This window comes from Isoptericola sp. NPDC057391 (genome assembly GCF_042668085.1).
GTDB lineage: Bacteria > Actinomycetota > Actinomycetes > Actinomycetales > Cellulomonadaceae > Isoptericola.
In genome coordinates, this window is sequence record NZ_JBHVBO010000053.1 from 1 (window position 1) to 21,433 (window position 21,433).

A 21,433-nucleotide genomic window follows, 5' to 3' on the forward strand; every position below is an offset into this window, starting at 1 on the left:
GGCCCGGGGGGGCCCGCGCGCCGCCGCCCCACGGGGCGCGCCGCCCGCCCGCGCGGGCCCGGGCGGCCCGCGGCGGCCGCCGCCCACGCCCGGGAGAGCGGGCCCAGCAGCGCCACCGCCACGACGGCGGCGGCCGCGAGCACGAGCGCGGGCGCGGCGGCGGCCGCCGGGTCGGTCTGACCGCCGTCGGGCGTGGGGACGAGGGGCGAGCCGTACCGGCGCAGCAGCCACGTGGTGACCCCGGCGGCGACGAGCACCAGCGCGACGGTCCCCCAGGCGGCGGCGCGCCGGGCCCGGCCCGACCGGTCCGCGACCCGCAGCGCCGCGGCGGCCCGGGCCTGCAGCCCGCCGACGGCCACGAGGACGAGCAGGGCGCCGGCCGCCGTCGCCACGGCCGAGGGGACCAGCGCCCCGGCGAGGGACCCGGCGGGCGTGCCCTGGCCCGCCAGCACGGCCGCACCCGCGCCGGCGCCGGCGCCGGCGGCCGCCCCGCCCACGACGACCAGCGCCGCCTCGGACGCCGCGGCCGCCGTCAGCTGGGCCGCCGACGCCCCGCGCGAGACCAGCAGGTGCACCTCCCCCGCCCGCGTGGCGGCGAGCAGGCGCGCGACCTGCGCGACGGCGACCCCGCCCGCCAGTGCGAGCACCAGCATCGGGACGAGGGCCACCGCCGACGCCGCGGCGGCCGCGTCGGCCGCGTCGGCCGCCCGCTCCCCGAGGTCGCCCGTCACCGTCGCCCCGCGCACGGCGACGGCGTCGTCGGCGAGGACCGTGTCGAGCAGCGCGTCCGACCCGGCGGCGAGGACGGTCAGGTCGGCGGTGTCGGTGGCGGCCACGTCCGGGGTGAGCGTCCAGCGCACGAACGGGTCGTCGGAGTCGTCGTCGGGCACCTCCTCGCGGACCAGGTCGTACGGCACCGGCGCGAAGAGCGCGGCGACGTCGCGGCGCAACGCCGCGTCCTGCGCCGCCGCGTCGGCCTCCGGGGCGAGCCGGGTGGTCACCTGGACCACGGCCGGGACGCCGCCCCTGGTCAGGCCCTCGTGGACGACGTCCGCCTCGGCCGCGCGGACCGCACCCACGGCGGTCCCGAGCGCCGCCGCGACGGTGGCGACCAGCAGCGCGACGAGGACCAGCAACCCGCGCCGCGCGCCGGAGCGACGTGCCAGCAGCCGGGTGCGGCTCACCGAGCGGCCCTCACGACGCGCCGTCGGCCGGGCGCGGTCACGGGCGGTGCCCCCGCTTCTCGTTGCCGCGCCGGTAGTTGCCCGTCGCGCGGGCGAGCAGCTCCTGGTCGGTCTCGGGGTCGCGGCCGAGCAGCGCGGCCAGCCGCGCGGCGCGCGCGCCCGCCACCGTGACGACCGGGCGGCCGCCGCGGCTCACCAGCACCTTGCCGTCCTTGGTGACCCGGTGGTCGAAGGGGTCGTCCTCGAGGCCCACGCGGTCCCCCTCAGCGGCGCCACTCGTAGGGCGTGGTGGTGGACACCTTGACCAGGCCGGAGCGCTCCAGGATGGGCCGGGAGAACTCGGTCGAGTCGCTGTGCAGGTAGGTCTTGCCGCGCTCGACGGCGGACCGGGCGCGCGCCGCGGTCAGCGCGCGGTAGATGCCGCGGCCGCGCCACTCGGGGCGGGTCGCACCGCCCCACAGGCCCGCGAACGCGGTGCCGGGCACGGGCTCGAGGCGACCGGCGCTGATCACCTGCCCGTCCGCCTCCGCGACCCACAGCTCCATGTCGGGGTCGCGCTCCTGGCGGTGGAGGATCTGGTCGGCGTGGTGGGACGTGGCCGGGTCGTCGCCGAAGACCTCGTCGGCCATCGCGGACATCGCGCGGACGTCCGCCTCCGCGGTGATGCGGCGCAGGGTGACGCCGTCCGGCAGCGGGACGTCCGCGACGAGGAGCCGCGCGTCGCCGATCATGATCGACTCCGGCTCCTGCGGCGCGAAGCCGTGGTCGAGGAGCGCCTCGTGCAGGCCCGGCGCGACGTCGTGCCCGCGGGTCTTCCACTCGGCGTGCGTGATCGTCGCGTCGTCGCGGAAGTGCGCGAGCGCCGCGGCGACGAACCCGCGGATCGTCGCGGCGTCGGCGCCGCCGAGGTCGCGGTAGGTGACGAACCCGCGCCCGCCGGGGAAGGTGACCAGCCGCAGCGGCCCGAGGCGGGTCACGGCGACGGCGCTCGGCGTCTCCGCGTCGGTCCGCAGCTGGTCGTCGTAGGCGGCGAGGAGGCGCGCGACGTCGACGTCGGCGGCAGGTGCGTTCACGGCGGACACCCTTCCAGAGCCCGGCAGGCGGGGCAACGGTTTTCACCGTGGCGTACCGACCCGTCGCGCCCTTACCGTGGCGGAGCGGGTCGCTCAGGCCCCGGCCAGGTCGTCCCAGACCACGAAGACCGACCCGTCGTCGATGTCCGCTCCCGCCGCGCGGTAGGTGGCGAGCGCCGCGGCGTTGTCCGCCTCCGTGCCGGTCCACATCCCGCGACAGCCTCGGGCGACGGCCACGTCCCGCAGCGCCCCGAGCAGCGCGGACGCCACCCCCTGGCGGCGCCACGCCTCGTCGACGCCCAGCTCGTACAGGAAGAGCTCGGCGTCCTTGTCGGGGTGCCGCATCTCCACCCCCGACACGAACCCGACGTCCTGCCCGTCGGCCGCACGCGCCAGCAGCACGACGTGGCCGGGGCGACGCAGCGTGTCCGTCGCGCCCGCGAGGGAGACCGGGCCGTCGAAGAGGTGCGACGCCGCGACGAGCTCGGCCGGGTCCGTGACCTCCACGACCGTCCATCCCGTCATGCGCGCCATCCTCGCGCCGCGGCGCGGCGGGGGCGAGCCGGGCGACGCCGACCGTGCACCCACGCGCAAGGAGTCACGCGGCACCGTCGGCACTCCTCCCTCCCCACCATGACCTTGCTGACGGTGCCCACGGTGCCCACGACGGAGGCCGCGGACGCGGCGAGCACGCTGCTGCCGAGCAGCCCCGCGCTGCTCGGCTTCCTCGCCGCCTCCCTCGCGATGCTCGCCGTCCCCGGCCCGTCCGTCGTGTACGTCGTCGCGCGCACCACCGCCCACGGGCGGCGCGCCGGGATGTGGTCGATGGCGGGGCTGGAGACCGGGGCCGCGCTGCACGTGGTGGCCGCGGCGGCCGGCCTGGCCGCTCTGCTGGCGCGGTCGCCCGCGCTGTTCGACGCGGTGCGCTGGACCGGCGCCGCGTACCTGGTGTGGCTCGGGGTCCGCGAGCTGCGCGCGGCCCGGGCGCGTGCCGCGTCCCCCGGCGACGCCTCGGGCGAGGACGGCGCGCCGACGGCGCCACGCAGCTGGCGGCTCTTCGTGGACGGCGTCCTGGTCGACGTCCTCAACCCCAAGACCGCGCTGTTCTTCCTCGCCTTCCTGCCGCAGTTCGCCGACCCCGCACGCGGGCCGGTCGCGCCGCAGCTGGCGCTCCTCGGCGGCCTCTTCGTCGGCCTCGCCGCGCTCGTGGACTCCGCGTACGCCCTGCTCGCCGACCGGATGTCGTGGCGGCTGCGCGCGTCGGAGCGCGCCCGGCGCCGCCTGGGCCGGGCCTCCGGCGGGGTCTACCTGGCGCTGGCCGGCGCCGCCGTCGTGGTCTGACGGCCGAGCCATGCCGAGGTCACGGCGCCGAGGTCACCGGGCGCGGGTCGGGAGTGGCGGTCAGAGGTGCCGGGCGACGACGGCGCGCCGGGGCCGCAGCCGCCAGCCGCGGCGGTCCGCCTCGACCAGGAGGCGCAGCAGCAGACCGCCGACGAGCAGCCCGCCCACCAGGTCGCTGATCCAGTGCCAGCCGAGGTTGTAGGACACGGCGACCGCGTTGAGCGCGACCAGGCCGACGCCGAGCCGCAGGGTGGTCATGGTGCGCGCGGACGCGTTCGTCCAGCGCCCGACGAGGTAGACGGCCGTGCCGTAGATCAGCACCGCCTCGGCGGCGTGGCCGGACGGGTAGCTGATGCCGCTCCAGCCGAGCTGGCGCAGCCCGCCGTCGAACAGGTCGGCGTCGTCGGTCGTGGGCGCCGGCCGCGCGAGGACCACCTTGAGCAGCCCCACTCCCCCGTAGAACGCGAGCTCGGCCATGGCCGCGCACCACAGCGGGCGCCACGTGCGGTGCCGCCACGAGAGCGTGACCGCGACGGCCAGCAGGACGGGCAGGCAGACCGCCTGCCCGGCGATCGGGTCGAGCACGTGCTGGATGAAGGGCTGCAGCCCCGGCGTCAGCGTCCGGGCCCAGTACCCGTGCGCGACCTCGTCGATGCCGCGGAACGGTCCGGCCGCCAGGAGGGTCACCACGACCAGCCCCACCGCGAGGGCGGGCGCCGACGTCAGGCGTCCGAGGGAGAGCTCCGGACGACGGGTGCGCGCTGCTCGGGCGTCGACGCGCGAGCCGTCGAGGGCGCGCGCGGGCGCGGCGGGAGCCTGGAGCAACATCGCGCCCAGGGTAAGCAACCCGGCTGGACATCACCTGGTGGAGCGCGTGTGGTGTGCCGCACGTTCTCCGTCCGGCCTGGTCAGGGGCGCGACGCGAGGGCGGATGCGAGCCACTCGTTGCGCGTGCGCAGCAGACGCGTCATGTAGCGGGTGAGCACCAGGCGCTCCACCAGCCGCGCCAGCGGCCCGGCCGGAGCGGCGAACTCCACCGTGTCCGTCATCCGCGTGCCGCCGGGCGTCGCCTCGAACCGGTGCTCGTGCCACCACCGGCGGAACGGCCCGGCCACCTGCTCGTCGACGAACCGGTGCGGCGCGTCGTGGGCGCTGATGCGCGACGTCATGCGGAACGGGACGCCGAAGTGGCGCGCCCGCCACGTCACCGTGTCGCCGAGCCCTATGACGCCCGTCGTCACGCCCGCCACGGCCCGCTCGCCCGAGCGCCGCATCGACGCCGCGTGCGCGTCCACGGACAGGCTGGCGTCGAAGCACGCCTGCGGGGGCGCCGGCAGGTCGGTGGTCAGCACGATCGTCGGCACCCGGCGATCGTAGGCCCGCCGGGTCGCGGCGCCGTCACGCCCGCGGCAGGGGCAGCCCCGCCGGCACGTCGTCGCGGCTGGCGCCGTAGGCGCGCATCCCGGCGGTCTGCCGCTCGAAGAAGTCGCCCAGCCGCGCGGCCGCGGCCGCCGGCACCCCCGTCTCGTCCACCGCCCTGCGGAACAGCCGGGCGCACACCTCGTCGAGCTCCGCGTGCTCCCCGTTGCCCGCGTGCATGCGCTGCATCGTCGACTCGTCGCCGTACCCGCCCGTGTAGAGCCGCGGGCCGCCGAGCGCCTCGGCCAGGTACGCGGCGAGCCGCTCGTGGTGCTGCGGGTGCAGGGTGCCGTGCGAGAACGGGTGCGCCGCCACCGGGTCGGCCAGGCACAGCGCGTTCCAGCGCCGGCACACCGCCAGCAGCACGTCGAAGCCCCCGACGTCGTCGTACAGGGTCATACCCACGAGTATCCACGCAGGCACCCCGGCGCCACACCCGCCGGGCGGGCGGGAATCCTGATGCCCTCACGGCCCCGCGTCCGCCGCGGTGGCGTACCGGGCGGCGAGCGCCGCCGCCCGGTCGTGCAGCGCGGCACGCACGGACGCGGGGGCCAGCGCCTCGACGTCGGGACCGAGCCGCCACAGCGCCCAGACCGCGTGCCGGAGGTCCTCGAAGGTCACCTCCAACCGGGCCCAGCCGTCGTCGTCGCGCTCCTCGGCGCGCACGGCCCGGACGTCGCCCAGCAGCTCGTCCCGGAGCGCGGGGCGAACCCGCACCGTGACGGCGAGGTGGTCCTCGGCGAGGAACCGCGCGCTGCGCGCGGCCCAGATCCGGTCGAGGTCCACGTCCGCCGGACGGTCGGCGGGCTCCGGGAGCACCTCAGCGGCCCGCACGCGCGAGAGCCGGTAGGTGCGGTCCTCGCCGGCACGGGTGGCCAGCAGGTAGGTGCGGTCCCGCACGGTGACCAGGCCGATCGGCTCGACCGTGCGCCACCGCGGCTCCTGGTCCGGCGCCGCGTAGCGCAGGCGCAGGCGACGGCCGGCCAGCACCGCGCGGCGCACGTCGGCCAGGACCGCGGCGGGCACGCCCTCGGGCACGGGCCGCCGCGACAGGAGGTCGGCCTCCGGCTCGACCAGGAACCGCCGGGACGCGGCGTCGAGCCCGGGACGCCGGCCGTCGGGCAGCGCGTCCTCCACCTTGCGCACCGCCGAGGCGAGCGCCGGGCCGAGCCCGAACGCCCGCGCCCCCCGCGCGGTTCCCGCCGTGAGCAGCGCCAGCGCCTCCTCGTGGGTGAGCCCGGTGAGCTCGGTCCGGAAACCGGGCAGCAGCGCGAAACCGCCGTGCCGGCCCCGCTCGACGTAGACGGGCACGCCGGCCGTCGACAGCGCCTCGACGTCGCGCAGCACCGTGCGCGGCGAGACCTCGAGCTCGCTCGCCAGCTCGGCCGCCGTCATGCGCCCCCGGCGGCGCAGCAGCAGCACCAGGGAGACCAGCCGGTCGGCGCGCACGGCTCCATTGTGGGGCGAAAACCTGACAGAAGGTGTCGTGATTCCGCGGAAAGGTCGTCCGCGGGCGTCAGGGACGGCGGCAGCACGCCGCCGGGCGCCCGCAGGACGAACGACGGGAGTCGCAGATGGAACGCACGGCAGTCAACCCGGTGACGTGGTCGCTGGACCTCGGGTTCAACCAGGGAGAGGTGGTGACCGGGCAGACCCGCACGCTGTACGTCTCCGGGCAGACGGCGACGGGCCCGGACGGGAGGCCCGAGCACGAGGGCGACGTCGCAGCCCAGCTCGCGCTCGCCGTCGACAACCTCGAGGCCGTGCTGACCGCGGCCGACATGACGCTGGCGCACCTGGTGCGCCTCACCGTCTACACCACCGACGTGGACGCCCTGTTCCCGCACTACGGCGTGCTCGCCGGGCGCCTGGGCGCCGCCGGCGCGGCGCCGGCCACCACGATGCTCGGGGTGACCCGCCTCGCGCTCCCCGGCCAGGTCGTCGAGCTGGAGGGGACCGCCGTCGCGTAGCACCTCCGCGACGGGCGACGGCGTGGCCCGCCGGGGTCGCGCCGTCGTGCCGGCCGGGTCGTGTCACCCCAGGGCGGCGAGGACGCGTCGGCGGCCTGTTATCTTGGCCGAGTGACTAACTTAGTCGACCGAGCAAGATCACCCCGCGGCCAGCAGACGCGCGAGAGTCTCGTCGACGCCGGGCTCTCCCTCCTGGCCGACGGCGGCTGGGGCGCGGTGACCACGCGCGCCGTGGCCGCGCGGAGCGGGACCAACGCCGGCCTCATCCACTACCACTTCGGAGGGCTGCCCGGCCTGCGGGCCGCGCTCGCCCAGCGAGCGAGCGAGGCCGCAGTCGGCCCGCTCGTCGACATGGTGCTGCGGTCGTCCGACCTCGACGAGGGGATCGACGCGATCCGTGCCGGCATCGAACGGCTGGCCGCGGACGACCGCCTCGTCCGCCTGGCGGTCCAGCTCGTCGCCGGGGCCGGCCAGGACCCCGCGCTGGGCGCCGCCTTCCGCGACAGCCTCGCCGGCGCGCGCGCCGCCATCGCCGACTGGGTCGGCGCACGCCGGCCGGACTGGACGGACGAACGGCGCACCGGGTTCGCCGCACTCGTCGCCGCGCTCATCGACGGGCTGCTCCTGCACCGGGCGCTCGACGACCACGCCCCGATGACCGAGGCGCTCACTGCCTTCCGCGACCTCACCGACGCCGTCGCGCCCCCCGATCCGCACAGGTCCCCGCTCGCCCCTCGCCGAAAGGGCACACCATGAACGACTCCCCCGAGCGCGTCCTCCTCGTCGGAGCGACCGGCTACGTCGGCAGGCACATCGCCGAGCGCCTGCACCGCGGCGGCCGCGCCGTCCGCGCCGTCGTCCGTGACCGGGGTCGCGCGGCGGCGCCCGGCGCCCACGGGGCTCCTGGTCTCGACGCCCTCGTGGACGAGTGGGTGGTCGCCCCGACGGGTGCTCGCGACCTCGGCGCCGACCTCATGACGGGCGTGGACCGCGTGGTCTCCGCCCTCGGCGTGACCCGGCAGAAGGCCGACCCGTGGGACGTCGACTTCCTCCAGAACCTCCGCTACCTCGAGCTGGCGGAGCAGGCGGGGGTGGACTCGTTCCTCTACGTCGGCGTCATGAACGCCGCCTCCGGCACGTCGGGGGTGAGCAGGGCCAAGCACGCCTTCATGGAGGCCCTGGCCCGGTCGCGCGTCGCGCCCCAGGTCGTCAACCCCTCCGGCTACTTCTCGGACCTCACCGAGATCTACGACCTGGCACGACGGGGCATGGCGTTCGGCCTGGGCGACGGTGACGTGCGCCTCTCCCCCATCCACGGAGCCGACCTGGCGGAGTTCTGCGTCTCCCGGCTCGGCGACGGCCCGGGATCGTGGGACGTCGGCGGCCCCGAGGTGCTCACCTACCGGGACGTGGTGCGGACCGCCTTCGAGGCGCTCGGCAAGAAGCCGCGGTACGTCTCCGTCCCCCGGGGCGTGGCCTCGACGGCCGTCTGGGCCTCCGACCGCGTCAGCCCGCGCGCGGGGTCGTTGACGCGCTTCTTCCTGGAGGGCATGCAGACGGACTCCGTCGGCGAACCGCACGGCACGCACACCCTGCGCGACTACTACGGCACCCTCAGCCGGTGAGCCGCCGGCGGCATCGTCGTGACGGACGCCCGCGATCACTCCTCGCGCGGCCACTCCCAGGTGACGTCCGCCGCCGCGCGTTCGCGCATCGTCCGCCGACGGTGGGAGATCCCGCGGTCGGTCGTGGGATCGGGCTGCGAGGTCCACACCCACGACTTCGGGACGACGTGCAGCGCGAGCGTCTCGCGCTCGGGCGACGCGTCGACCGAGCGCACGCAGACCACCCCGACGTCCCGGACGTCCCACCAGTAGGGCCCCGGCGTCAGGGCTCCGGCCTCGGCCAGCTTCAGGCCGTACCCCTCGTCGGACGCGAGCCGGCCGACCCGGTAGTCGTGGCCCCCGTACCAGTAGCCCCAGTGCCGGTAGAGCCGCTCCGCCAGCCCGGCCAGGCCTGCACCGTCCGGTGACCCGGCCGCGTCGGTGCGGGTCGTGGCCGACGCCAGCGGGAAGATCGCGTGCGATCCCCGGTCGACCACCGGGAGCCCGAGCGCCGCCCACCGCGGGAAGTCCCTGCCGCGGTGCTCCCGGACGGCACGTTCGATCGCCTCGCCGGTGGCCAGCGCCCTCGGGAACGGGTCGTCCGGCCGTGCGGTGTCGCTCACTCGCCCCGTCCTCCCCGTCGGCGGTGCCCGCTCAGCCGCGCTTCGCGCGCCGCTGCTCGGCCTGCCATGTGTGGTCGGCGATCGCGGCACTCACCTCGCCGCGGTAGCGGCGGGCGGCCTCGCCACCGCGTCGGTACAGGTCGCGCGAGTAGTACGACGAGCCCTCGGTGTACGGGGCGCTCCGGTGAATCTTCCTGGCGAGCTGGGACAGGTACTCGTGCCCGCCGGCGCGGTAGGCCTCCAGCTCGGCGGCGGTCAGCGCGACGAGCGCCGAGTCGTCGACGGCCGCACTGTAGGTGTAGCGCGCTTCGAGGTAGTACCTGTCGTCACGCCGGACGAGGAACCACGCACCCGGTTCGTGCTCGACGTACTGCATGGCGGAGGCTGGGCCCTCCGCGCTCTCGGTCATCCGTGTCGGCCGTCGTCGTCAGACGTTGAACCGGAACTCGACCACGTCGCCGTCCTGCATGACGTAGTCCTTGCCCTCGACGCGCGCCTTGCCGGCGGAGCGGGCGGCCTGGACGGAGCCGGCCTCGACGAGGTCGTCGAACGAGATGACCTCGGCCTTGATGAAGCCGCGCTCGAAGTCGGTGTGGATGACGCCGGCGGCCTGCGGGGCGGTCCAACCCTTGCGGATCGTCCAGGCGCGGGACTCCTTGGGGCCGGCCGTGAGGTAGGTCTGCAGGCCGAGGGTGTGGAACCCGACGCGGGCGAGCTGGTCGAGGCCCGCCTCGTCCTGACCGGAGTCGGCGAGCATCTCCTTGGCGTCCTCCGGCTCGAGCTCGACGAGCTCGGACTCGAACTTCGCGTCGAGGAACACGGCGTCGGCGGGAGCGACCAGGTCGCGCAGCCGCTGCTGCATCCCCGCGTCCGCGAGGCCCGCCTCGTCGGTGTTGAACACGTAGATGAAGGGCTTGGCCGTGAGGAGCTGCAGCGACGCGACGTCGGCGAGGTCGAGGCCCTCGGCCTTCGCGCCCTGGAAGAGCGTCGTGCCGGACTCGAGGATCTTCTGCGCGGTGGTGGCGGCGGCGAACAGGGCGGCGTCGCCCCGCTTGATCTTGACCTCCTTCTCCATCCGCGGCAGCGCCTTCTCCAGCGTCTGGAGGTCGGCGAGGATCAGCTCGGTGGAGATGGTCTCGATGTCGCCCTCGGCGTCCACCGAGCCCTCGACGCGGACGACGTCGCCGTCGTCGAACACGCGGGTGACCTGGCAGATCGCATCGGCCTCGCGGATGTTCGCGAGGAACTTGTTGCCCAGCCCCTCGCCCTCCGAGGCGCCCTTGACGATGCCCGCGATGTCGACGAACGACACCGTCGCGGGCAGGATCCGCTCGCTGCCGAAGATCTCCGCGAGCGTGTCCAGCCGCGGGTCCGGGAGCGGGACCACGCCGACGTTGGGCTCGATCGTCGCGAACGGGTAGTTCGCCGCGAGCACCTGGTTGCGGGTGAGGGCGTTGAAGAGCGTGGACTTGCCGACGTTGGGCAGGCCGACGATGCCGATGGTGAGTGCCACGTCGGGAGAGTCTACGTGGCGGGCCTCAACGGGACGCCCGGGCCCGCTCCTGAAGGATCGTCAGGTCGCGCTCGACGAACTGCAGGTGCGCCCAGTGCTCCCGGGCGACGACGCCGAGGCTCTGGTGCACCGCGCGCGTGTACCCCTCCGGCGCCCACGGCGGGAGGCGCGGCGCGTCGACCGTGACGTCCGTGCCGGCGAGCTCGTCGTAGGTGGCGTACACCTCGGCGACCCGGTCGGCGTGCGCCGCCAGGGTCTCCTCGAACGAGGGCGCCGCCGCCAGGTCCACCCCGAGGGCCGCCACCTCCGGCTCGTACTCGGTGAACGGCAGCCCGGCGTACCAGAACGGGTGGTCGATCCCCCGCAGCCCGTACCGGATCCAGCCGTCCATCGCGAACACCAGGTGCCGCAGCGTCTGCGCCGTCGACCACTCGCCGTCGACCGGCTCGTCGACGGCGCCCAGCGCGGCCGCCCGCTCGAGGTGCGCGTCCCAGGCGCGCAGCGCCGCGTCCAGCGACGCGCGCTGCTCGGCGAGGTCCGCCGACCGGGCCTGCTCGCGGCCCGGGTACCGCCGGTTCAGCTCGGCCTCGACCAGCGGCGCGACGTCGACCCCGTTGACGCGCAGGCCGGTGATCTCGCCGTCGAGGTCCGCGTCCGTGAGGTCGACGCCGCGCATCACCGCCCCCGGCATGAAGCTCTGCTCGAACCGCGCGCCGTCGAGCTGCACGAGGCGGAAGGAGGCGCCCGTCATGTCTGCCTCGACGAAGCGGGCGCCCCGCAGCTCGTCGTCCGGCCCGAACCGTGCCATCCCCCGACCGTAGGGCGCGCCGCCGACACCGACCTCAGGCGTCGACGTCCTGGTGCCAGGACTCGGTGACGTAGGAGGTGCGCCAGCCCCAGCTCTCGTACAGCGACGCGGCACCGGTCGGGCTGTCGGCGTCCACCTCGAGCCCCACGCGGTCGCGCCCGCGCGCGGCCGCGTCGCGCACGACGGCGAACAGCAGCGCCGTGGCGACCCCGCGGCCCCGGGCGCGGCGGTCGGCACCCAGGTACTCGATGTAGCTGCCCTCCTTGCCGGACGGGCCCGACGGCAGGACGGCTCCCACGAGGGCGCCCATCGGCTCCGGCGCCGCGTCGGGCCGCTGCGGGTCGGAGACCAACGCCAGCCACCAGTGGTCCCACCGGTGCCCCGGGTCGGAGCGCAGCCGCACCAGGAACTCGCCGAAGCTCTCCCGGTAGGAGTTGAAGTGGTCCTCGAAGGCGCTCTCGAGGACCCGGTGCACGGTCTGCAGGTCCTCGGCCACGGGCAGGCCGTCGTCGTGCGTCGCGACGCGTCGCACCGTCACCCCCGGGCGCGGGTCCGGCAGCACGCCCCGGTGCGCCTCCTCCGCCACGACGGGCCGGGACATCTGCAGCCACGAGCGGGTCTTGGCGTACCCGGCCGCGGCGAGCCACGCCTGCCGGGTCGTGTCGCCGGCGAACGCTCCGGAGTCGAGCTGGGTGCGGGCCATGCCGCGCTGGGCCGCGAGCTCGCGCCCCTGCCGCGCCGCCCAGGCGTAGCCCGCGGCCGCCAGGTCGTCGGCCGCCGGCGACGCACGGTCGACGTCGACCCCCACGACGACGCGCCCCGCGGCGCGGTCGTGCACCCACGCCCAGGCCTGCACCACGCCGTCGGGGTCGCGCGCCACGACCTGGCGGCGCGTCCACGACACCGGGCCCGCGACCTCCGCGGCGAGGGCGTCCTGGTTCACCACCGACGAGCCCGTGAACGGGGCGGCGACGGCGCCACGGAGCTCCCCGAGACGGGGCAGGTCCGCCAGGTCGGGGGCCGAAGTCGTCCAGCCGTCGGGCAGGGGCAGGTGCTCGGGGTTCGCAACGCTCACCCGACCATTGTCGCAAAGCGTCCTTGGCGCTCCCATGACCAGCCCGTCGACCAGCCCGTCACGAACGCCGGGGAGAGGCCCCCGGGGCGTCACCCGAAGGCCATGACCTGCTGCAGCAGCTCCGGCAGGCGCCGGTCGTAGGTCCGGGCCCCCCAGCGCACGCCCAGCAGGAGCACGAGCACCCCGGTGAGGAGCCCCACGCCGAGCGCCGCCCAGCCGAGCGCGGCCTGCGGCATCAGGATCGCCGGCAGGGCCAGCGCGAGCGTGGGCACGCTCACCGCGAGGACGATCCCCATCGTCGCCATCTGCGCGAGCATCGTGGCCATCGTGGCGCCCTGCGGGGACTTGAACGGGCTCTCCCCCGGCTTCGGCACCGGGTACACCAGCCGCGCGGACACGGCGCTCGAGATCCCGAGCGACGCGCCCAGCGTGCCGACCGTGACGCCCAGCAGCGCGGGCAGCGCGTCCCACCGGGCGGCGACGGCGCACCCGACCAGCGCGAACGCCAGGCAGAGGGGCAGCCCCGCGACCAGCACGGGCAGCACGCGCCCCCACCGGTCGACGCGACCCCGGACGCCGGTCGCGACGTGCAGCGCGAACGCCGTGTTGTCGTAGCCGACGTCGTTCGAGATGCCGAAGCCGAGCAGCCACGCCGCCAGCGGCGCCATGACCAGCATGAGCCCGCCGCCCGCGCCGTTCGTCGTCCCGACGGCGAGCAGCACCAGCGGCAGCAGCGGCACCATCGCGATCGACGCGGCGTACCGGGGGTCGCGCACCCAGTAGGTGGCGGCGCGTGCGGCCACCGCCCCCAGCGGCGTGGCGGGCAGCCGGCCGAACCAGCCGAGGCCCTTCGCCGCCGTGGCCGACGAGCCGCCGCCGTGCGGCGTGACGAGCTCGCGGGCGAGCGCCCGGTCCCACACCATCCAGGCGAGGGCGAGCGTGGCCAGGCAGACCGCGACCCGGGCCGCGAGCACGGCCCACGCGCCGTCGTGGACCGCCGAGCCCAGCGCCCACGGGGCCCCCAGCGGGGTCCAGCCCACGATGTCGGCCAGCGGCGCGATCGCCGCCCCGAGCGCCTCGGCGCCCGCACCGTCCACCGTCACCTCGACGCCGTCCGCCAGCCAGCCCATCGCGGGCCCGATCAGCAGGAGCGGCACCACCGCCACGATCGCCAGGACCTCGCGGTACCGCCGCGAGTCCAGCAGCGGCGCGAGGGCCGTCGTCACCGCCCGGGAGCCCACGACGCACAGCGCGGTCGCGAGGACGCCGCCGACCAGAGCCGCGGCGAGCGCGGCCGGCTGCCGCCACCAGGCGAAGGAGACGCCCAGCGCGCCGAGCGTCGTGACCGCCGCGGGGATCGACACGAGGCCCCCGAGCGCGAGCCCGGCCAGCAGCGTGCGCCGGGGGATGGCGAAGGTGACGAAGCGGCGCGGGTCGAGGGTCGCGTCGACGCCGAACGCGAAGACGGGCACGACCCACCACGCGAGGACCACCAGCGCGCCGGCGATCGTCAGGACGTGTCCGGTCACGGCCGGGTCCGCGGTGCCGCCGGCCACGGCCGCCACCACCACCAGGACCAGCACGCCGAGCCCGTACATCGACCCGATCACCAGCCCGATCGTCTGCCACACGCTCCGGCGGAACGTGTTGGCCAGGAGGGTCAGCTTGAGGCGGACGAGCTGCGCAACCACGCCAGTCCCTCCGACTCACGACGGCCGCCGACGAGGTCCACGAAGCGGTCCTCGAGGCTCTGCTCCCCGCGCACCTCGGCGACGGTGCCGGCGGCGAGCACGTGCCCGCCGGCGATGACCGCCACGTGCGAGCACATGCGCTGCACCAGGTCCATCACGTGGCTGGACACGACGACGGTGCCGCCGTCGGCCACGTACCCGTGCAGGATGTCGCGGATGTTCGCGGCGCTGACGGGGTCGACCGCCTCGAACGGCTCGTCCAGCACGAGCACGCGCGGCGCGTGGATCATCGCCGAAGCCAGGCCGATCTTCTTCGTCATGCCGGCGGAGTAGTCGACGACGAACGTGTCGCGGTCGCCGACCAGGTCCATCGCCTGCAGCAGGTCCTCGGTGCGCTCCGCGACGGTCGCGCGGTCCAGCCCGCGCAGCAGGCCCGCGTAGGTGAGCAGCTGCGCGCCGGTGAGCCGGTCGAACAGCCGGACGCCGTCCGGGAGCACGCCGAGCGCGGTCTTCGCCTCCTCGGGCCGCGCCCACAGGTCCGTGCCGTGCACGTGCACGGTGCCGAAGTCGGGCCGCAGCAGGCCGGTCGCCATCGACAGGGACGTCGTCTTGCCCGCGCCGTTGGGGCCCACGAGGCCGAAGAACGAGCCGGTCGGTACGTCGAGGTCCACGCCGGCGACGGCGATCTTCTGGCCGAACCGCTTCCACAGGCCGCGCAGGCTCAGGGCCGCGGCGAGGTCGGGCGGTGGGACGGGGGCAGGGGTGGCGGGCGGCGGCCCGGTCTGGTCGCTCACGGGTCAACCGTAGTGCGCATGGCGCGACGCCGGACAGTGCCGCGAGGGTGGCCGCCCTGGTCAGCGACGCGCCGCCGGGGTGCTCCACCGTGTCGGTGCCCCGTGACACCGTGTGGCGCATGACGACGAGCCTCGCTGTGATCCTCATCCTCGGCGCCCTGGGCGTGGGAGTGCTGGTGGGCTGGCTGGGGCACGCGACCCGCGCGGCGAAGGCGGGCCGGTCGGACGAGCTGCAGCGGGTCCAGGAGCACGGCGAGCTCGAGGTCCTGCGGCGCGACGCCGCGGAGCTGCGCAGCCGCCTCGCGCAGGCGAACGAGGAGAGCGACCGGCGGCTGGCGGAGCAGCGCGAGCACGCCCGGCAGGAGGCGGACCGGCGCGTGGCGGAGGCGCGGGAGCAGGCCGACCGGCTGCTCACCCAGGTGCGCGAGAACCTCGAGGAGCAGCTCGCGGAGGCCAAGGGCGACCAGGAGGCCGCGGCACAGCGGTTCCGCGCGCTCGCCAACGACGTGCTCACGGCGAACCAGAAGCAGTTCCTCGACCTGGCGGACGAGCGGCTGCGCCGCAGCACGCAGAAGAACGACGAGACGCTCGCCCAGCGCGAGCAGGCGATCCGCGCACTGCTCGACCCGATGAGCAAGACGCTCGACAAGGTGAACGCCCGGGTCGACACCGCCGAGCAGGCGCGCCTGCAGGGGCACACGGCCCTCACGGAGCAGCTGCGCCAGCTCGAGACGGTCAACGCCCAGCTGCGCGTCGGCACCAGCGACCTCGTCTCCGCGCTCCGGTCCAACCAGACGCGCGGAGTGTGGGGCGAGCTGCAGCTCAAGCGGGTGGTCGAGGCCGCCGGGATGATGGACCACGTCGACTTCGAGTCGCAGGTGCACCGCACCACGGCCGAGGGCGAGACCCTGATCCCCGACCTGGTCGTCAGCCTGGCCGGCGGCAAGAACATCGTGGTCGACGCGAAGGTCCCGCTCAGCGCGTACCTGCGCGCGCAGCAGGCCGAGAGCTCCGCCGAGGGCGACAAGGAGCTCGACGCGCACGCCAAGGACCTCGCCAAGCACGTGGAGGTGCTCGCCGGCAAGGCCTACTGGTCGCAGTTCGACGCCGCGCCCGAGTTCGTGGTGCTGTTCGTCCCGGCCGAGCCGATCCTGGCCGCGGCGGTCGAGCGTCAGCCCGACCTGCTCGAGACCGCGATCCGCAAGCGGGTGCTCGTCGCCACCCCGATGACGCTCGTCGCCATGCTGCGCACCGTGGCCTACGCGTGGCAGCAGGACGCCATCGCCGAGGACGCGCAGAAGGTGCTGCAGACCGGCAAGGAGCTGTACGCCCGCATCGTCACGATGACCAAGAGCATCACCAAGCTCGGCCAGTCGATGACCGCCGCCACCAAGCACTACAACTCGTTCGTCGGGTCGCTGGAGACCCGCGTGCTGCCGCAGGCCCGCCGGATGGTCGAGCTCAAGGTCGTCGACGCGAGTCAGGCGATCGAGCCGCTCAAGGCCGTCGAGGACACGACCCGCGCCGTGACCAAGCCGGAGCTGCTGGCCGTCGAGGAGGGCTTCGTCGTCGACCTGGGCACGCTGTCGGCCGACGGGGACCGCGACGGGGCGCGGGGCGACTCGGTCGAGTCCCTCGTCGACGCCGCGCAGCGCGACCTCGAGCGCGCGGCCGGGGCCGAGGAGAAGGGCGAGTCGGCCGCGGGCTGAGCCCTCGCGCCGGCCAGGCCGACGGTGTCAGGCGGGCTCGACGGTGTCAGGCGGGCTCGACGGGTAGCGCGGTGCGCGCTCCGCGGCGGGGGCGCTTCTCCTCCTGCCCGGCGGCCTTGAGGCCCCGCGCCAGCTCGCGCGGCAGGGAGAACATCAGGTCCTCGGTCGCGGTGCGCACCTCCTCGACCTCCCCGAAGCCGTGGCTGTCCAGGTGCGCGATGACGTCCTGCACGAGGATCTCCGGCACCGAGGCGCCGGAGGTGACGCCGACCGTCGTCGCGCCGTCGAGCCAGGCGTCGTCGATCTCGGTCGCGCGGTCCACGCGGTACGCGCTGCGGGCGCCGGCCTGCAGCGCCACCTCGACGAGCCGCACCGAGTTCGACGAGTTCGCGGAGCCCACGACGATGACGACGTCGCACTCCGGGGCCAGCTTCTTCACCGCGACCTGCCGGTTCTGCGTGGCGTAGCAGATGTCGTCGCTGGGCGGGTCCTGCATCTCGGGGAACCGGTCGCGCAGGCGGCGCACGGTCTCCATCGTCTCGTCCACGGACAGGGTGGTCTGCGAGATCCACACGACCTTCTCCGGGTCGCGGACCTGCACCTGGTCGACCTCGTCCGGGGAGTTGACGACCTGCACGTGGTCGGGCGCCTCACCCGCGGTGCCCTCGACCTCCTCGTGCCCGGTGTGACCGATGAGGAGGATGTCGTAGTCGTCCTTCGCGAACCGGACGGCCTCCTTGTGCACCTTGGTCACCAGGGGGCAGGTGGCGTCGATCGTGTCGAGGCTGCGGGCCGCGGCGGACGCGCGCACCGCGGGCGAGACGCCGTGCGCGGAGAACACGAGCCGGGCGCCCTCGGGCACCTCGTCGGTCTCGTTGACGAAGATCGCGCCGCGGTCGCGCAGCGTCTCCACGACGTGCTTGTTGTGCACGATCTCCTTGCGCACGTACACCGGCGCGCCGTACGTCTCGAGCGCCTTCTCCACCGCGACCACCGCGCGGTCCACCCCCGCGCAGTAGCCGCGCGGCGCGGCGAGCAGCACGCGCTTGGTGGACGTCGGGGTGGCGGGGGCCGGGCTGGTCACAGTCACGCCGCCAGTCTAGGTGCGCCGGTGTGGACGTCCTGTGACGGGCGCATGACCGAGCGTCGGCGACCTCCCGACGGCCTCGTCGGGGGCGTGGGGCATGCTGGACGGCGTGTCGGACACGTCCCAGCCGCAAGCCCAGCCGCAGCCCCTGCCCGAGCTCGCCCGCGACACGACGGCGGAGCGCCCGTGGCCGGTGCGGCTGCTGTCCGCGAAGATCCGGGACTACGTCGCGAGGATGTCGCCGGTCTGGGTCGAGGGCCAGGTCGTGGAGCACACGTACCGCCCGCGGGCCGGGATGCAGTTCGTCACGCTGCGGGACACCGACGTCGAGGCCTCGCTGCCCGTGCACCTGCTGTCGAGGATCTACGAGGGCCTCCACCACAAGCCGGAGGTGGGCGACCACGTCGTGGTGCAGGCCAAGCCGGAGTTCTGGGTCAAGACCGGCCGGATGTCGATGCGCGCGACGGCGGTGCGGCAGGTGGGCGTGGGCGAGCTGCTCGCCCGCATCGACCAACTGCGGCGGGTGCTGGCCGCCGAGGGCCTGTTCGACCACGACCGCAAGCGCCCCCTGCCGTTCCTGCCGGCCGTCGTCGGCCTCGTGTGCGGGCGGGAGTCGAAGGCCGAGCACGACGTCGTCGTGAACGCGCGCGCCCGCTGGCCGCAGGTGCGCTTCGAGATCCGCGAGGTCGCCGTGCAGGGCGTCGACGCGGTGCGCGAGGTGAGCGGCGCGATCGCCGACCTCGACGCCCGCCCCGAGGTCGAGGTGATCGTCGTGGCGCGCGGCGGCGGCTCGGTCGAGGATCTCCTGCCGTTCAGCAACGAGGCCCTCGTCCGGGCGGCGGCGGCCTGCACGACCCCGCTGGTCAGCGCCATCGGGCACGAGACGGACACCCCGCTCCTGGACCTCGTCGCCGACCACCGCGCGTCCACCCCGACCGACGCCGCCAAGCAGGTCGTGCCGGACGTCGCGGAGGAGCGGCTGCGCCTGGAGCAGGCGCGGCGACGGATGCGCGCGGCGGTGTCCGGGAGGGTCGAGCGGGAGCAGCACGGCCTGGACGCGCTGCGGTCCCGGCCGGCCCTCGCCCGGCCGCAGACGACGATCGACGCCCGCGAGCGCGAGCTCGCCCAGCAGCTGCGGCACGCCCGCCACTGCCTGGACGCCGCCCTGCTGCGCGCGTCGGGCGAGGTCGGCCGGCTCGCCGCCCAGGTCCGCGCGCTCTCCCCGCAGGCCACGCTGGAGCGCGGCTACGCCGTGGTGCAGCGGGCGGACGGGCACGTGGTGCGGGCGAGCCGCGACGTCGCGACCGGCGACGCGGTGCGCGTGCGGGTCGCGGAGGGCTCGCTGGAGGCCGCCGTCACGGCGACGGAGGCACCTGCGCCGCCCGCGTGAGCCGGTCCGCGAGCCGACCGAACGCCGCCCGGAGCTCGGCGCCCTCGAGCACCTCGACGTCCGTGCCGAGCCGGGTGATCCAGAGCGCGAGCCGGTCCGGGTCGTCGCTGCCGACCTCCATGCGGCACGTCGACGGCCCGACGGCCTCCACCTCCAGCGGGGAGCCGACCTTCGCGACGACCTCCTCGGCCGACGCGTGCACGAGGATCCGGGCCCGGTAGCGCCACGTCGCCCTGCCGACCCGCGCCACGACGTGCCGCAGCACCGCGTCCTCCGGGATGACGCGCGGCCGGAACCGCGATCCGGTGGGCGGGCGCAGCACGATGCGGTCGGCGCGGAAGACACGCCAGTCCAGGCGGTCGAGGTCCCAGGCCAGCAGGTACCAGCGCGACCCCCAGCGCACCAGGCGGTGCGGCTCCGTGTGCCGGGACGACTCGGCGCCGTCGTGGGTCGTGTAGCGGAACCGGAGCCGCTCACCGGCCCGGATCGCGGCTGCGACGCCGCCGAGCACCTCCAGGTCCGGCGCCGGGTCCCCGCCCGGCACGACGCTCGTCGCCTCCCGGACGGCCTCGACGCGGCGCCGCAGGTGCGCGGGCATCACCTGCTCGACCTTCGCGAGCGCGGTGAGGGCGGTCTCCCCCTCGCCGAGCGACCCGTGCGCGGCCGCGGCGAGCCCGATCGCGACCGCCACCGCCTCGTCGTCGTCGAGCACCAGCGGCGGCATCGCCGACCCCGCGGCGAGCCGGTAGCCGCCGGCGACGCCGGGCCGGGCCTCGACCGGGTAGCCGAGCGAGCGCAGCTTGCCGACGTCGGTGCGCACGGTGCGGGTGCTCACCCCGAGACGCTCGGCGAGGTCGCCGCTGGTCCAGTCGCGCCGCAGCTGCAGCAGGGACAGGAGCTGGAGGAGGCGGGCCGAGGTCTCGAGCACCCTCGAAGCATCTCACCGATCGCGGAAGTAAGTCTTCCGCGATTGTTGCGAGGGTGGATCCATGAACGAGAACACCGCAGCCACCGCCCTCGTCCCCTTCCGCATCGACGTCCCGCAGGCCGACCTCGACGACCTGCGCGACCGGCTCGCGCGCACCCGCTGGCCCCACGCGGTGCCCGGCCGCGACGACCGCACGGACTTCAGCCGCGGCATCCCCCTGCCGTACCTGCGCGAGCTCGTCGAGTACTGGCGCGACGGCTTCGACTGGCGCGCGCAGGAGGCCGCCCTGAACGCGTACGAGCAGGTCACGACCGTCGTCGACGGCCAGACCTTCCACGTGCTGCACGCCCGCTCCGCGGACCCCGCCGCGACGCCGCTCCTGCTGTGCCACGGGTGGCCCGGGTCGTTCGTCGAGTACCAGCGCCTGCTCCCGCTGCTCACCGACCGATTCCACGTCGTGGTCCCGTCGCTGCCCGGGTTCGGCTTCTCGACCCCCCTGTCGGGCACCGGCTGGGAGGTGGCGCGCACCACCGAGGCGTACGCCGAGATCATGACGCGGCTCGGCTACGACCGGTTCGGCGTGCACGGCACGGACATCGGCGCGGGCACCACCGGGCGCCTCGCCGCGCTGTACCCGCATCGGGTGATCGGCACCCACGTCGGCAGCGACGGCCGCTCGCTCGGCATGGTGGGCGCGGCGTACCCGATGCCCGAGGGGCTGACCGACGACGAGGTGGCGCAGATCGACGCGGTGCGCGAGGCGGACGCCGCCGAGAACGGCTACTTCGAGATGCAGAACCACCGCCCCCACACGATCGGCGCCGCCCTGGCCGACTCCCCCGTCGGCCAGCTCGCGTGGATCGCCGAGAAGTTCCAGACCTGGACGAACCCGGCGTCCCGCACACCGGACGAGGCCGTCGACCGCGACCAGCTCCTCACGAACGTGTCGCTGTACTGGTTCACCCGCAGCGGGGCGTCGAGCGCGCAGTTCTACTACGAGGCCGCGCACTCCGGGCTCGACTGGCTCTCGACTTCGGACGTCCCGTCCGCGTGGTCCGTGTTCGACACGCACCCGCTCATGGCCAAGGTCTTCAACGGGTGGGGCGCGATCGACCGGTGGGTGGAGCACGCCGAGGGCGGCCACTTCCCCGCCATGGAGGAGCCCCAGCTCCTCGCCGACGACCTGCGCGCGTTCTTCAGCGGCCGGTCGTGACCGGGCGGGCG

The 21,433-nt window shown here is 75.4% G+C and carries 24 protein-coding genes; 7 read left to right on the forward strand and 17 right to left on the reverse strand.

Annotated features, from left to right (window positions below; translation table 11 throughout):
* From ACFUVW_RS09275 to ACFUVW_RS09290, 4 genes are all read right to left on the reverse strand, one after another.
* Nucleotides 1-1,184: hypothetical protein (locus ACFUVW_RS09275; protein WP_430571040.1), on the reverse strand; the 1,184-nt coding region annotated here is incomplete at its 3' end.
* 37 nt (nt 1,185-1,221) lie between these two features.
* Nucleotides 1,222-1,437, reverse strand: a complete 216-nt coding sequence (locus ACFUVW_RS09280) for a hypothetical protein (RefSeq protein WP_430549647.1) — start codon at nt 1,435-1,437, stop codon at nt 1,222-1,224.
* 10 nt (nt 1,438-1,447) lie between these two features.
* Nucleotides 1,448-2,257: a GNAT family N-acetyltransferase gene (locus tag ACFUVW_RS09285; protein WP_430571041.1), complete on the reverse strand. Its 810-nt coding sequence runs from the start codon at nt 2,255-2,257 to the stop codon at nt 1,448-1,450.
* 93 nt (nt 2,258-2,350) lie between these two features.
* Complete coding sequence (locus ACFUVW_RS09290) at nt 2,351-2,782, reverse strand: GNAT family N-acetyltransferase (RefSeq protein WP_430571042.1); 432 nt, start codon at nt 2,780-2,782, stop codon at nt 2,351-2,353.
* Nucleotides 2,783-2,890: 108 nt separating this feature from the next.
* On the opposite strand from ACFUVW_RS09290, the gene ACFUVW_RS09295 reads away from it, so the two are divergent.
* Nucleotides 2,891-3,598, forward strand: coding sequence for a LysE family translocator (locus ACFUVW_RS09295; protein ID WP_430571043.1), 708 nt, complete (start codon nt 2,891-2,893; stop codon nt 3,596-3,598).
* Nucleotides 3,599-3,658: 60 nt separating this feature from the next.
* Here the strand turns inward: ACFUVW_RS09295 and ACFUVW_RS09300 are convergent, their stop codons facing one another.
* The 4 genes from ACFUVW_RS09300 to ACFUVW_RS09315 all read right to left on the reverse strand — a co-directional run bounded on the left by ACFUVW_RS09300 (nt 3,659) and on the right by ACFUVW_RS09315 (nt 6,466).
* On the reverse strand, nt 3,659-4,426 hold the full coding sequence (locus ACFUVW_RS09300) for a phosphatase PAP2 family protein (RefSeq protein ID WP_430571044.1): 768 nt from the start codon (nt 4,424-4,426) through the stop codon (nt 3,659-3,661).
* 80 nt (nt 4,427-4,506) lie between these two features.
* Nucleotides 4,507-4,962 carry an SRPBCC family protein gene (locus tag ACFUVW_RS09305; RefSeq protein ID WP_430571045.1) on the reverse strand — a complete coding sequence of 152 codons (456 nt, stop codon included), beginning with the start codon at nt 4,960-4,962 and terminating at the stop codon, nt 4,507-4,509.
* Between the two features lie 34 nt (nt 4,963-4,996).
* Nucleotides 4,997-5,416 (reverse strand): oxidoreductase, encoded by a 420-nt coding sequence (locus ACFUVW_RS09310; RefSeq protein WP_430571046.1) that lies wholly within the window; start codon nt 5,414-5,416, stop codon nt 4,997-4,999.
* A gap of 66 nt (nt 5,417-5,482) precedes the next feature.
* Nucleotides 5,483-6,466 (reverse strand): helix-turn-helix transcriptional regulator, encoded by a 984-nt coding sequence (locus tag ACFUVW_RS09315; protein ID WP_430571047.1) that lies wholly within the window; start codon nt 6,464-6,466, stop codon nt 5,483-5,485.
* Nucleotides 6,467-6,591: 125 nt separating this feature from the next.
* Here ACFUVW_RS09315 and ACFUVW_RS09320 point away from each other — a divergent pair, with 125 nt between their 5' ends.
* The 3 genes from ACFUVW_RS09320 to ACFUVW_RS09330 all read left to right on the forward strand — a co-directional run bounded on the left by ACFUVW_RS09320 (nt 6,592) and on the right by ACFUVW_RS09330 (nt 8,612).
* On the forward strand, nt 6,592-6,987 hold the full coding sequence (locus ACFUVW_RS09320; RefSeq protein ID WP_430571048.1) for a RidA family protein: 396 nt from the start codon (nt 6,592-6,594) through the stop codon (nt 6,985-6,987).
* A 111-nt stretch (nt 6,988-7,098) separates the two neighbouring features.
* On the forward strand, nt 7,099-7,743 hold the full coding sequence (locus ACFUVW_RS09325; RefSeq protein WP_430571049.1) for a TetR/AcrR family transcriptional regulator: 645 nt from the start codon (nt 7,099-7,101) through the stop codon (nt 7,741-7,743).
* Entirely contained in the window at nt 7,740-8,612 is an 873-nt protein-coding gene (locus ACFUVW_RS09330; protein WP_430571050.1) for an SDR family oxidoreductase, read from the forward strand. The genes ACFUVW_RS09325 and ACFUVW_RS09330 overlap by 4 nt, the downstream gene beginning before the upstream one ends.
* A 35-nt stretch (nt 8,613-8,647) precedes the next feature.
* Here the strand turns inward: ACFUVW_RS09330 and ACFUVW_RS09335 are convergent, their stop codons facing one another.
* From ACFUVW_RS09335 to ACFUVW_RS09365, 7 genes are all read right to left on the reverse strand, one after another.
* Nucleotides 8,648-9,214 carry a hypothetical protein gene (locus ACFUVW_RS09335; RefSeq protein ID WP_430571051.1) on the reverse strand — a complete coding sequence of 189 codons (567 nt, stop codon included), beginning with the start codon at nt 9,212-9,214 and terminating at the stop codon, nt 8,648-8,650.
* A gap of 31 nt (nt 9,215-9,245) precedes the next feature.
* Nucleotides 9,246-9,623 carry a hypothetical protein gene (locus tag ACFUVW_RS09340; RefSeq protein WP_430571052.1) on the reverse strand — a complete coding sequence of 126 codons (378 nt, stop codon included), beginning with the start codon at nt 9,621-9,623 and terminating at the stop codon, nt 9,246-9,248.
* A gap of 18 nt (nt 9,624-9,641) precedes the next feature.
* Nucleotides 9,642-10,727, reverse strand: coding sequence for a redox-regulated ATPase YchF (gene ychF / locus ACFUVW_RS09345; protein ID WP_430571053.1), 1,086 nt, complete (start codon nt 10,725-10,727; stop codon nt 9,642-9,644).
* A 25-nt stretch (nt 10,728-10,752) separates the two neighbouring features.
* Entirely contained in the window at nt 10,753-11,535 is a 783-nt protein-coding gene (locus tag ACFUVW_RS09350; RefSeq protein ID WP_430571054.1) for a DinB family protein, read from the reverse strand.
* A 34-nt stretch (nt 11,536-11,569) separates the two neighbouring features.
* Entirely contained in the window at nt 11,570-12,610 is a 1,041-nt protein-coding gene (locus ACFUVW_RS09355; RefSeq protein WP_430571055.1) for a GNAT family N-acetyltransferase, read from the reverse strand.
* Nucleotides 12,611-12,699: 89 nt separating this feature from the next.
* Nucleotides 12,700-14,301: a hypothetical protein gene (locus tag ACFUVW_RS09360; RefSeq protein ID WP_430571056.1), complete on the reverse strand. Its 1,602-nt coding sequence runs from the start codon at nt 14,299-14,301 to the stop codon at nt 12,700-12,702.
* Nucleotides 14,271-15,095 carry an ABC transporter ATP-binding protein gene (locus ACFUVW_RS09365; RefSeq protein WP_430571057.1) on the reverse strand — a complete coding sequence of 275 codons (825 nt, stop codon included), beginning with the start codon at nt 15,093-15,095 and terminating at the stop codon, nt 14,271-14,273. Before ACFUVW_RS09365 ends, ACFUVW_RS09360 begins: the two co-directional genes overlap by 31 nt.
* 119 nt (nt 15,096-15,214) lie before the next feature.
* Here ACFUVW_RS09365 and rmuC point away from each other — a divergent pair, with 119 nt between their 5' ends.
* Nucleotides 15,215-16,804 (forward strand): DNA recombination protein RmuC, encoded by a 1,590-nt coding sequence (gene rmuC, locus ACFUVW_RS09370; RefSeq protein ID WP_430571058.1) that lies wholly within the window; start codon nt 15,215-15,217, stop codon nt 16,802-16,804.
* Nucleotides 16,805-16,850: 46 nt separating this feature from the next.
* Here rmuC and ACFUVW_RS09375 read toward each other — a convergent pair whose 3' ends face one another.
* Entirely contained in the window at nt 16,851-17,894 is a 1,044-nt protein-coding gene (locus tag ACFUVW_RS09375) for a 4-hydroxy-3-methylbut-2-enyl diphosphate reductase (protein WP_430571059.1), read from the reverse strand.
* Between the two features lie 94 nt (nt 17,895-17,988).
* Between ACFUVW_RS09375 and xseA the strand changes: the two genes are divergently transcribed.
* Nucleotides 17,989-19,281, forward strand: a complete 1,293-nt coding sequence (gene xseA, locus ACFUVW_RS09380) for an exodeoxyribonuclease VII large subunit (RefSeq protein WP_430571060.1) — start codon at nt 17,989-17,991, stop codon at nt 19,279-19,281.
* Here xseA and ACFUVW_RS09385 read toward each other — a convergent pair.
* Nucleotides 19,247-20,209, reverse strand: a complete 963-nt coding sequence (locus tag ACFUVW_RS09385; RefSeq protein ID WP_430571061.1) for a helix-turn-helix transcriptional regulator — start codon at nt 20,207-20,209, stop codon at nt 19,247-19,249. The genes xseA and ACFUVW_RS09385 overlap by 35 nt on opposite strands.
* Before the next feature lie 61 nt (nt 20,210-20,270).
* Between ACFUVW_RS09385 and ACFUVW_RS09390 the strand changes: the two genes are divergently transcribed.
* Complete coding sequence (locus tag ACFUVW_RS09390; protein ID WP_430571062.1) at nt 20,271-21,422, forward strand: epoxide hydrolase family protein; 1,152 nt, start codon at nt 20,271-20,273, stop codon at nt 21,420-21,422.
* The last annotated feature ends 11 nt before the right edge of the window (nt 21,423-21,433 follow it).

Excerpts from the sequence above, each read along its gene's own strand:
- ACFUVW_RS09290 (WP_430571042.1), bottom strand. The coding sequence starts at position 2,782 with ATGACGGGATGGACGGTCGTGGAGGTCACGGACCCGGCCGAGCTCGTC.
- ACFUVW_RS09295 (WP_430571043.1), top strand. The coding sequence starts at position 2,891 with ATGACCTTGCTGACGGTGCCCACGGTGCCCACGACGGAGGCCGCGGAC.
- ACFUVW_RS09300 (WP_430571044.1), bottom strand. The coding sequence starts at position 4,426 with ATGTTGCTCCAGGCTCCCGCCGCGCCCGCGCGCGCCCTCGACGGCTCG.
- ACFUVW_RS09310 (WP_430571046.1), bottom strand. The coding sequence starts at position 5,416 with ATGACCCTGTACGACGACGTCGGGGGCTTCGACGTGCTGCTGGCGGTG.
- ACFUVW_RS09320 (WP_430571048.1), top strand. The coding sequence starts at position 6,592 with ATGGAACGCACGGCAGTCAACCCGGTGACGTGGTCGCTGGACCTCGGG.
- ACFUVW_RS09330 (WP_430571050.1), top strand. The coding sequence starts at position 7,740 with ATGAACGACTCCCCCGAGCGCGTCCTCCTCGTCGGAGCGACCGGCTAC.
- ACFUVW_RS09340 (WP_430571052.1), bottom strand. The coding sequence starts at position 9,623 with ATGACCGAGAGCGCGGAGGGCCCAGCCTCCGCCATGCAGTACGTCGAG.
- ACFUVW_RS09350 (WP_430571054.1), bottom strand. The coding sequence starts at position 11,535 with ATGGCACGGTTCGGGCCGGACGACGAGCTGCGGGGCGCCCGCTTCGTC.
- rmuC (WP_430571058.1), top strand. The coding sequence starts at position 15,215 with ATGACGACGAGCCTCGCTGTGATCCTCATCCTCGGCGCCCTGGGCGTG.
- xseA (WP_430571060.1), top strand. The coding sequence starts at position 17,989 with ATGCTGGACGGCGTGTCGGACACGTCCCAGCCGCAAGCCCAGCCGCAG.
- ACFUVW_RS09390 (WP_430571062.1), top strand. The coding sequence starts at position 20,271 with ATGAACGAGAACACCGCAGCCACCGCCCTCGTCCCCTTCCGCATCGAC.